The sequence below is a fragment of the Thermanaerothrix sp. genome, from assembly GCA_026417795.1.
In the GTDB taxonomy this organism is placed as follows: Bacteria; Synergistota; Synergistia; order Synergistales; family Synergistaceae; genus Thermanaerovibrio.
Genome location: JAOACP010000046.1, coordinates 1 through 9,612, shown reverse-complemented (window position 1 = coordinate 9,612; position 9,612 = coordinate 1). Strand labels below are relative to the sequence as shown.

The 9,612-nt window shown below is 57.8% G+C and carries 12 protein-coding genes; all 12 read right to left on the bottom strand.

What is annotated here, in order from left to right; translation table 11 throughout:
* The coding region (locus tag N2315_08295) for an ATP-binding cassette domain-containing protein (protein MCX7829175.1) at nt 1-324 on the bottom strand (324 nt) is incomplete at its 3' end.
* Entirely contained in the window at nt 317-1,099 is a 783-nt protein-coding gene (locus tag N2315_08290) for an ABC transporter ATP-binding protein (GenBank protein ID MCX7829174.1), read from the bottom strand. The genes N2315_08295 and N2315_08290, both read right to left, overlap by 8 nt.
* Nucleotides 1,100-1,105: 6 nt before the next feature.
* The gene (locus tag N2315_08285) at nt 1,106-2,149 is read right to left on the bottom strand and encodes a branched-chain amino acid ABC transporter permease (protein ID MCX7829173.1); all 1,044 of its coding nucleotides are present in this window, start codon (nt 2,147-2,149) and stop codon (nt 1,106-1,108) included.
* Nucleotides 2,146-3,039, bottom strand: a complete 894-nt coding sequence (locus N2315_08280) for a branched-chain amino acid ABC transporter permease (protein ID MCX7829172.1) — start codon at nt 3,037-3,039, stop codon at nt 2,146-2,148. Before N2315_08280 ends, N2315_08285 begins: the two co-directional genes overlap by 4 nt.
* Nucleotides 3,040-3,107: 68 nt before the next feature.
* On the bottom strand, nt 3,108-4,244 hold the full coding sequence (locus tag N2315_08275) for an ABC transporter substrate-binding protein (GenBank protein MCX7829171.1): 1,137 nt from the start codon (nt 4,242-4,244) through the stop codon (nt 3,108-3,110).
* 155 nt (nt 4,245-4,399) lie between these two features.
* Nucleotides 4,400-5,074, bottom strand: coding sequence for an anaerobic ribonucleoside-triphosphate reductase activating protein (locus N2315_08270; protein ID MCX7829170.1), 675 nt, complete (start codon nt 5,072-5,074; stop codon nt 4,400-4,402).
* Nucleotides 5,074-7,203 carry an anaerobic ribonucleoside-triphosphate reductase gene (gene nrdD / locus N2315_08265; GenBank protein MCX7829169.1) on the bottom strand — a complete coding sequence of 710 codons (2,130 nt, stop codon included), beginning with the start codon at nt 7,201-7,203 and terminating at the stop codon, nt 5,074-5,076. The genes N2315_08270 and nrdD overlap by 1 nt, the downstream gene beginning before the upstream one ends.
* Nucleotides 7,190-7,669 (bottom strand): transcriptional regulator NrdR, encoded by a 480-nt coding sequence (nrdR, locus tag N2315_08260; GenBank protein MCX7829168.1) that lies wholly within the window; start codon nt 7,667-7,669, stop codon nt 7,190-7,192. The genes nrdD and nrdR overlap by 14 nt, the downstream gene beginning before the upstream one ends.
* Nucleotides 7,670-7,910: 241 nt before the next feature.
* Nucleotides 7,911-8,372 carry a GatB/YqeY domain-containing protein gene (locus N2315_08255; protein ID MCX7829167.1) on the bottom strand — a complete coding sequence of 154 codons (462 nt, stop codon included), beginning with the start codon at nt 8,370-8,372 and terminating at the stop codon, nt 7,911-7,913.
* Nucleotides 8,372-8,554, bottom strand: a complete 183-nt coding sequence (rpsU, locus tag N2315_08250; protein ID MCX7829166.1) for a 30S ribosomal protein S21 — start codon at nt 8,552-8,554, stop codon at nt 8,372-8,374. The genes N2315_08255 and rpsU overlap by 1 nt, the downstream gene beginning before the upstream one ends.
* A 30-nt stretch (nt 8,555-8,584) precedes the next feature.
* Complete coding sequence (locus N2315_08245; GenBank protein ID MCX7829165.1) at nt 8,585-8,923, bottom strand: histidine triad nucleotide-binding protein; 339 nt, start codon at nt 8,921-8,923, stop codon at nt 8,585-8,587.
* Nucleotides 8,924-8,960: 37 nt separating this feature from the next.
* The coding region (locus N2315_08240) for a hypothetical protein (protein ID MCX7829164.1) at nt 8,961-9,612 on the bottom strand (652 nt) is incomplete at its 5' end.

The following is a 9,612-nucleotide window of genomic DNA, read 5'->3' as shown; positions in this document are numbered from 1 at the left end:
CTCCTGATCGTCCCTTGTATAGGCGCCAAGCATCAGGTTCTCCATCACCGTGAGGTGCGGGAATATCCTCCTGCCCTCGGGACACAGGGCAACACCGGACTTGAGGATGGCCTCGGGCTGCATGCGGCTTATGTCCTTGCCGTCCCAGCGTATGGTCCCCTTCTTATCCTTGACAAGTCCCGCTATGGCCCTCAAGGTGCTGGACTTGCCGGCCCCGTTGGCACCGATAAGGGTCACTATCTTGCCCTTGGGGACCTTTATGGATATGCCCTTGAGAGCATGTATGCCTCCGTAGTGTACGTGAAGGGAATCTACCTCAAGCATGCTCCAGCGCCTCCTCCCCAAGGTAGGCCTCTATCACCCTCTGGTTAGAGCGTATCTCACTGGGAACCCCTTGGGCTATTATGGTCCCATAATCCAGAACCCATATGTACTCCGATATCCCCATTACCACCTTCATGTCGTGCTCGATGAGCAGTATGGTCAGGTTGAATTTGTCCCTTATGTTCCTTATGAAGTCCATGAGCTCCGTGGACTCCTGAGGGTTCATCCCCGCCGCAGGCTCATCCAAGAGCAGGAACGACGGTCCGGTGGCCAAGGCCCTCGCTATCTCCAACCTGCGCTGGGCCCCATAGGGCAATGAGGTGGCGTTCTCGTTGGCCAGCTTCTTAAGGCCCACCGCTTCAAGAAGCTCCATGCCGCGCTCCCGGATCTCCCTCTCCTCCCGGAGGAATCCGGGCAGGGCGAAGGGAGCGGCCCACCATGGGGACTTCTGTCGCACCCTAAAACCCACCATCACGTTCTCCAACACGCTACCGCCGGAGAAGAGCCTTATGTTCTGAAAGGTCCTTGCGATGCCCTTTCTACAAACCAAATGGGGGGAGAGACCGGTTATCTCCTCACCTTTAAAGAAAACCTTACCCTCCGTGGGCTTGTAAAAGCCGGTCATTATGTTGAAGCAGGTGGTCTTGCCGGCGCCGTTGGGGCCTATGAGGCTGACGATGGATCCCTCCGGCACCGCTATCTCAAAGCCGTTGACCGCGGTGAGCCCGCCGAAGCGCATTACCACCCCTTCGGTCTTGAGTATGTGCTCAGCCATCAAGGATCACCCAGCCCTTCTGGAGAAGAATCCAACCACCGCGTCCCATGACCATTCCCGCTGGCCCATCATGCCTTCCCGGCGGAACAGGATTATGATGAGCAACGCCAGGGAGAAGATCACCATCCGCATCCCCGGTATCCCCGGTATGTGGATAGATCCCAAGTCTATTGGGTTCTCCACAAACCTGAGCCACTCCAGGAGGACCGTTATCACCACGCTGCCAAGCACGCTGCCCGTCACGGACCCTAAGCCCCCCGCCACCACTATCATCAACACGTTAAATGTAAGCAGGAAGGTGAACATCTTGGGGTCTATGGTGGTTATAAGGCTGCCCATGAGGGCGCCTCCCACGCCGGCGAAGAACGCTCCGATGGTGAAGGATACGACCCTGTAGCGGAAGGTGTCTATCCCCATGGCCCTGGAAGCCACCTCGTCGTCCCTTATGGCCTTAAGACAGTTGCCAAAGTTGCTCCGAAGGAGGCTCACCACCACATAGAGGGTGATCAGAAACCAACCCCAGTTCCACCAAAGGTTTGCATAGGGCGGTATGCCCTTTATGCCCAGAGCTCCGTTGGTGACCGACTTGGCATTGGTGAAGACCACCCTGATTATCTCCGCAAAGCCCAGGGATGCTATGCCCAGATAGTCTCCTCCAAGGCGCAGAACCGGCAAGGCTATCACCAAACCGAAGAGCGCCGCCATGATACCCCCCGCCAGAACCGCCACAAAGAAGGGGGCCTGCATGACCGAGAGGGGCCATACCAAGGGCTCCAGGATGTATATCATCTCCTTCTGCATGGGGGGCAGTATCAACAGGGCGCAGGTATAGGCCCCAACCGCCATGAACCCCGCATGGCCCAAGGAAAACATGCCGGTGAAGCCGTAGATTAGGTTGAGGCTGACCGCCAAAATGGCGTTTATGGCGATGAGGTTAAGCACCTGTATCTTGTAACCATCCAGGTTCCCATCGGCCCACCAAAGGAAGGCACCCAGCATGCCAAGACACGCAAAGTTGAGGATTAGGTCTCTCTTCTTCTTGTCCATCATACCTTGTCCTCCAGCTTCTCCCCCATGAGACCGGTGGGTTTGAATAGAAGTATCAATATGAGCAACACGAAGGCGAAGGCATCCCTATACCCGGAAAGGGACGGCATGAAGGCCACTATCATTATCTCTATGAACCCCAGCATAAGCCCTCCCAACAGGGCCCCCTGGATAGAGCCTATGCCGCCTATGACCGCGGCTATGAAGGCCTTGAACCCAGGGAATATGCCCATGAGCGGGTGTATCTGTGGATAACGAAGGGACCACATGATGCCCGCCGCCGCAGCCAGGGCAGACCCAAGGCCGAAGGTAAGGGCTATTATGCGGTCAACCCCCACACCCATGAGACGGGTTGTCTCGATGTCCTTTGATATGGCCCTCATGGCAAGACCGGGCTTCGTCCTGTATACCACCCAGAAGAGAAACGCCACCAACAGCAAGGATACCAAGGGAACCACTATGGCCAAGGGCAGGATCCTCACCTTGCCAAGCTCTATTACATCCACCAACCAGTCCGGGGACGGCACAGGCCTTGGTATTCCGGAGAACACCACTATGCACACGTTCTCTATGAAGAACGATACGCCGATGGCGCTTATGAGGGCGCTTATTCGGGGCGCGTCCCTCAATGGCCTGTAAGCCACTCGGTCGACCATTATCCCTATGCCCGCCACCGCAACCACCGACAGGACCACCGCGGCGAACCAGGGCAGCTTATAAAGGGTCACGCTCCAGAAAACCCCGTAGGCTCCCAACATGAAGATGTCGCCGTGGGCAAAGTTGATGAGTCTTAGTATCCCGTACACCATGGTATAACCTATGGCCACCAGGCCGTACAGGCTTCCAAGCATCAGGGCGTTAAAAAGATGTTGCACAAACATGTCAAGGCTCAATGTTTACCCTCCCCCATTAAACGCGGGGGGAGGAGAAAAGCTCCCTCCCCCCGCAAAGAGTAAGGTCCCTAAAGCTTGGGCTGGACGGTGGTGAGGAATATCCTCTTGCCGCCCTTGATCTGCATGATGCCCACGGGCTTCTCCGCGTCGTGAGTGGCGTTTATGGTGGTGGAACCGGTAACCCCAAGGAAGCCCTTGGTGCTGGCCAAGGCCTTGGTTATGGCCTCGGGATCGGGTTTGCCGGCCCGCTTTATGGCGTCCATTATGATCATGTAGGCGTCGTAGCCCAAGGCTGCGTTAACGTTGGGCTCCTTGCCGGGGAACTCGCTGCGCCACCGGGCGGTGAACTTCTTCGCCACCGGGTTCATGTCCTTCATGGTGGGATCGTAAGGGAAAGTGGTGTAGGCAAAGCCCTCAACGGCGGCGCCGCCTATCTTGACTATGTCGGGGTTGTCCATGGCGTCCCCGCCCAGGATGTGGAACTTGGCCCCAAGGTCGCGGGCCTGCTTCATTATTATAGCCCCCTCGGCGAAGTAGGAGGGGATGAAGAGTACGTCGGGATTCTTGCTCTTGATCTCAGTGAGCTGGGCGGTGAAGTCCTGATCTCCGGAGTTGTAGCTCAGCTTGGCGACGATCTTCCCGCCACCCTTGACGAAGGCCTTCTCGAAGAAGGACGCAAGGCCCACGCTGTAATCCTGAGCCACGTCGATCAAAAGCGCCGCCTTCTTGGCCTTGAGGTTGTTAAGGGCAAAGGTGGCAGCTCCAGCGCCCTGATAGGGATCGATGAAACACACCCGGAAGTAATACTTCTTGCCCTGGGTAACCAGAGGGTTGGTGCATGAGGTGCCCACCGCCGGTATCTTGGCCTTCTCGGAGATCTCGCCCCCCGCCATGGCCAGGGAGGATCCGTAGGTGCCTATTATGGCCACCACCTTCTCCTTCTCCACCAGGCGCTTCACTGCGTTGGCGGCCTCCACCTTATCGGACTTGTTGTCCACCACCACAAGCTCCACCTTCTTGCCAAGCACCGTCCCCATCTCCCGATGGGCCATCTTGACACCCTCCAGCTCCAGCTGGCCGCCGAAGGCGTTCTGCCCGGTCAGCGGAAGGTAAACCCCTATCCGGATGGTATCCGCCCCAAAGGCAACACCAGCCACCAACACCGCCGCCAGAAGCGATAAGACCAAAGTCCTCCAAATCCTCATTCCGTTACCCCTCCTCCGTTTTTCAAGATCAAAGCGCGCTTCTAATTATACCCAAGGAGGAAAGTATAAGAAAGGCGGGTAGCGAAAATTTAGCCAAATTAACCGGCCAAATGATCGCCACCCACCGCAAAATAAACTATGTTTTCAATTTAAACCTATCCCCTGATCCGCACTCCCCCCAGAGCTCTCCTTATCTCCTCCGCCAGAGCGGCAGGAGATTCGTCCAGCTCAGGGTCAAGACAACGGCCAGGCCTGAAGGCTTGAACCACCCAATGTTCATCTTCATTCAACATGAACCGGATCGACCTTAAATGGTCCAGCGACATAAGGGCCGGCACCCAGGTGGTTCTTAGCTCGTAATCAACCCCCGAAGACCTAATGACATCCAAGGACCGCCTTACATTGGACGCCACGTCCAAGCCCCCAACCAGCGCAGGATACTGATCCCAGTGGGCCTTAACGTCCATGGCCACCATGTCCACAAGGCCTCTACCAAGCAGATCCTCCAAAACCTCCGGGTAAGTCCCGTTGGTATCCAGCTTCACCGGAAGCCCCATGGACTTGATCCCATACAGAAGATCCCCAAGACCCTTCTGCATGCATGGCTCACCACCGCTCACGCACACCCCGTCGAGGAAGCAGCGCCGCTTATGAAGCATCCGCAGGAACTCCGAGGGCCCGTCCCCACGGGGCCGCACCGGCACCAGCTCCGGATTGTGGCAAAAATGGCACCTAAGGTTGCACCCTGCGGTGAACAACGTGGCACAAACCCTGCCGGGCCAATCTAACAGGGAGGCGGGGACGTAACCTCCCACCACCACTTCGCACATCAGGAGACCGCCACCCGGCTCCTGTCCTTAAGCTCACCCCTCTTGCCCGCGTTCCAGCTGGAGGTCCTGGTGAAGTAACCGGTTATCCTGGTTATGCCGTCCACATCCTCGGAGCTGCAGGAGGGACACTGCGAGAAAAGCCCCCTGTGCACCCGGTTGCAGGAGTTGCATATGGTGAACTCAGGGCTGAAGGCCACCTGGGCGTTCTCGCTGTGAAGGTGGATCTTCCTTACAAGGCTGCTCAACCCCTTGGGATCCGGCTTATGCTCCCCCATCCAAATATGGGTAAGGGCGCCGGCCTTTATCATCGGGTGGAACATACCCTCCTCCACCACCCGCTGAATGGGATCCAATGCCAGGTGATAGTTAAGATGGGTGCTGTTGGTGTAGTATATCTCCCCGGTTTTGAAATCGCCCTTTATGACCTTGGAGGCCTCCTCGGGGAAAGCCTTGAGGTCCAGCTTGGCAAACCGGTGGGCGGTGCTCTCCGCCGGGGTCTGCTCCAAAACCATCTTGACCCCGTAACGCTCCGCCAGCTGCTCACACTTGATCTCCATGTACTTCACCACCGCCAGCCCAAGGTCCAAGGCCCCCTTGTCCTCGTGAAGCTGATGTCCGGTCATCACCTGGACCATCTCGTTAACCCCCAGGATGCCTATGAGGTGGGAGGCCTTGTCAAACCTAAGGTAACCCTCCCCGTCGTGATCCACGCACAGGGCGCTCAAGGGCCCCTTCTTGCCCAGGGAGAGGATCTCCTTTATGAAGGCCCTCTTCTGCATATGCGCCTTGGAGCTAAGCTCCATGTACTGGTCCACCAGGTCGAACAGGGCGTCCTGATCTCCCTTCGCCCGGTAGGCAAGGCGCGGCAGGTTGATGGTTATGTTCTGCAAAGCGCAGTAACGCATCTTCCAGGGCTGATGGGCCTCCTTCAGGTCCTCCTCGCTAAGCTCGAAGGACAGCCTGCAGCACTCGGACAGCTTGGCAACCCCTCCGCGGTCGAATACGAAATAGGTGTTCCCCTTCTCCGACGCCACCCGACAGGCCAGCTCCAGGAACTCCTCCCACCCGGGCTCCTTGAAGAAGTAGTCGGTGATGTGCAAAAGCGGCTTGGGGAAGAAGAACGGCTGCCCACGGCTGTCCCCCTCAAGGTAAACCTCGAACAGGGCCTTGAGGAACTTCTTGGACTCCGCGTCATACTCCCCATAGGTCTTGCCGGTAAACTGTCCGCCGGGTCCTATGGCGGGAACGTCCCGGAAGTGGTTCGGTATCTCGTAATACAGGTTTATGTCCGTGAAAGCCACCTGTCCGCCGCGGCCTCCAGCCAGCTGGTTGAACTCGAAGATGAGCTGTTGAGCCAGCTGCTTGTACTCCCGGTCCGACGCGCCAACCATGTAAGGGGCGAAGAACATGTTGACCGCGTCCCATCCTATGGCCCCCGCGAAGTTGTTCTGCAGAACCGAGGTCATCTTGAGAACGTGGGCCAAAAGCACGTCCGCGTGCTTGGCCGGGGCGGAAACGCTGGTGATAGAGGGGATGTTAAGCCCGTACCTGGCCACATACGCTATGCTCTGCCCGGAACAGTAGGGGCGGTTAACCATGCCAAGGTCGTGAAGGTGGATGTCCCCGTTAAGGTGCGCGGAAGCCACGTCAGGGGAGAACACCTTGCTCAGGGAGTACTCCTTGAGCACCCTCTCCGCTATGGATAGGTTGATCGACTCAGGGTTGTGGGTGGTGTTGCTGTTTTCCTTGTTCGGCTTCAGCAGCATGGTCTCCAGATCCCGAACCGGAAGCCCCACCTGGCTGTGGTCCGCCAGCTTGGCATCCAACCCCCTCTGGAAGAGCTTTACGTTGACCATCTCACGGATGAGACGGGTGGTAACCCTGTCCCTGCCATAACGTATTATGTCGTCCTCAACCTCGGCGGCTATGCTGGACGCCACCTCAGGATCCACTCCGGCCTCCAACACCAGGGCGTTCTTGATACGCACCGGATCCCACTCATACCTCTCCTCATGCCCCAAGGCGTCAACCATCAAAGCGAGGTCCGTGGACTCCCCGCCTCCGAAGAGGTGCTGCTGGCGGCCCCCCAAGGACGCCTGGTCTATTCCGGTGACATCAGTGGTTATCATGCTTATCCTCCCTCTCCTCTATGAGCCTGGCTATCTCAGCGGCGAAGTTAGAAAGATCGGTAAACTCCCGGTAAACCGAAGCAAACCTCACGTAGGCCACCTTGTTGATCTTCCTAAGCTCCTCCATGGCCAGGTCGCCAACTTCCATGCTTAGAACCTCTCCAGCCTCCCGCTCCCGAAGCTTGCCTTCTATCCTGCAAGCGGCGTCTTCCAAGACGTCCAAGGGCACCGGCAGCTTCTCGCAAGCCCTCATAAGCCCACGCAAAAGCTTGCACCTGTCGAAGCTCTCCCTCCTGCCGTCCTTCTTCACCACCCAAAGCACCTGGCGCTCCTCCACCCGCTCATAGGTGGTAAAACGATGGGAACAGGAAGGACACTCCCGGCGGCGGCGAACCACCTTGCCGCCATCGGACGTCCTGGTCTCTATGACCCGGGTCTCACTTAATCCGCACTGAGGACAGAGCATCCGCTTCCTCCTACATATTGTGGCTTGCCGGGTTATGATACACCATATTTAGTGGGATTGCCAGTTCGAAGGGGTTTACAGGTAAGGTCCCAGGTCCCATGTTTTTGGGGCCCTGGACTCTTGCAATCAAAAGAGATTTCTATTTAAGCCCAAAAATCAGAGGGGCCGGGGACTGGGGGAAACCCCAAAGTCCTCGGCCCTCGTCCTAGACCGTTTGGATGCTGAATCGAAAGACCAGGCTCTAATTCCCCAGCGAAGCCAGGTACGCGGAGACCCTCTCCTTCACCCGGTTCCCGTCGGCCCTTCCCTTAACACGGGGCATCACCTGACCCATAAGACGCCCCATATCCTTGGGGCCCACGGCCCCAGCCTCGGCGGCCAGACGGGCTATCAGCTCGCCCAGATCCTGGTCCGAAAGCTGCTCTGGGAGGTAGCGCCTTAGGAAATCCGCCTCCCGGATCTCCGAATCGGCCCTGTCGGGAGCACCACAATTGCGGTACTGCTCCGCCGCCTCCTCCCTCTGCTTTATGAGCCGCTGGACTATGGCTATAAAGGCATCCTCGGAAATCTCCCCGCCACTGCCCTTCTCGGTCTGGGCAACCTGGAGGGCGGACTTCAGCATGCGAAGCACCGATAGGGCCAGTTCATCCCTGTTCTTCATGGCCGACACCAGATCAGCCTGAACCCTATCAATGAAAGACATCAATCGGACCTCCTACGATTCTTGGCCTGGGCGGCCTTCTTGCGCTTCTTTATCTCGCTGGGCTTCTCGTAATGCTCGTGCTTCCTTGCCTCCCGCAGCACGCCCACCTTCCGAAGCTCCCGCTTGAAACGCTTTAGGGTGTCCTCCAAAGACTCATTATCCCTGCGAACGACAGTGGTCATCCCCGTTCCCCCCTTTCTATGCCACCTGCTCTATCCGGGCGGCCAATTAAACCGTCGGCCCGCAAGCACGTGAACGTGCAGGTGGGGAATAGTCTGACCGGCCAGTTCTCCGCTGTTCACGACCAACCGAAACCCCTCCCGATTGACCCCCAGCAGCTCCGCCACGCGAACCGCACCCCCCATGACAGCCCCCCATACTTCCCAGTCCGGATCCTCTGAAGCGCCAGACACGTGCACCTTGGGAACCACCAGGACGTGAAATGGCGCCACCGGGTTTATGTCGTGAAACGCCAGCACATCCTGGTCCTCATAAACCTTCCTGGCGGGGACCTCACCGGATACTATCCTGCAAAAAAGGCACGATTCCATCGTAACAGATTCCTCCGAACAGCCAGTTCCTATCATTCTACTCCATGGACCTGTTTCTAACAATAGCGGAAGCCCAAACCCTGACGGCAGGCGAGGGATGCGACGAAGCCAGCTTCTCTATCCTGGGCATCATCCAAGCCTGAGGACCCTCCCTCTTAACAAGCCTAAGAGCCGCCCCAAGAAGGGCCTCGTTGTCGGACTTTAGAAACCTGGACATGTCAGACACATCCGGCAACCCCATCCCGGAAGGCCACATGTCAAGAAGCGCCGCCAGCACCCCAAGGTCCCGGTTGGCGCAAAAGGGCTTTAGGATCCCCCGGTCCCTAACTCCGCCATACTTAATCCACCGAAGGACTCCAACCGCCTCGGCCCTTCCGTACACCCCGCCCCAACGGCACACGTTTCTCACCACATCCAGGCAGGAGGGCCTGAACATGCTCAAAATCCGCGCTAGAACCTCCCCATCGGGCACACCCCTGGAAAGAACCGACACCGCCAAACGCTCCCGCAGCCCGGGGTCCTCCACCTTCCTCAGCTCCTCTAAGGCCAATATGACCACCCCAGGATGGCGGCTCAAGAGCCTTGACTCAAGCCTGGGAGATACATCGCCACCCTCCGCAGGCCTAGCCCGCCTCAAGATCCAGTCCAGCCGGTTCTCCGCCAGGTCCAGGACCTGTCTCTTATACACA

Bases quoted from the DNA above. Each gene is read 5' to 3' on its own strand.
- N2315_08255 (MCX7829167.1), bottom strand. From the start codon at position 8,372: ATGTCTTTCATTGATAGGGTTCAGGCTGATCTGGTGTCGGCCATGAAG.
- nrdD (MCX7829169.1), bottom strand. From the start codon at position 7,203: ATGATAACCACTGATGTCACCGGAATAGACCAGGCGTCCTTGGGGGGC.
- N2315_08290 (MCX7829174.1), bottom strand. From the start codon at position 1,099: ATGGCTGAGCACATACTCAAGACCGAAGGGGTGGTAATGCGCTTCGGC.
- N2315_08285 (MCX7829173.1), bottom strand. From the start codon at position 2,149: ATGATGGACAAGAAGAAGAGAGACCTAATCCTCAACTTTGCGTGTCTT.
- N2315_08270 (MCX7829170.1), bottom strand. From the start codon at position 5,074: ATGTGCGAAGTGGTGGTGGGAGGTTACGTCCCCGCCTCCCTGTTAGAT.
- rpsU (MCX7829166.1), bottom strand. From the start codon at position 8,554: ATGACCACTGTCGTTCGCAGGGATAATGAGTCTTTGGAGGACACCCTA.
- N2315_08245 (MCX7829165.1), bottom strand. From the start codon at position 8,923: ATGGAATCGTGCCTTTTTTGCAGGATAGTATCCGGTGAGGTCCCCGCC.
- N2315_08275 (MCX7829171.1), bottom strand. From the start codon at position 4,244: ATGAGGATTTGGAGGACTTTGGTCTTATCGCTTCTGGCGGCGGTGTTG.
- nrdR (MCX7829168.1), bottom strand. From the start codon at position 7,669: ATGCTCTGTCCTCAGTGCGGATTAAGTGAGACCCGGGTCATAGAGACC.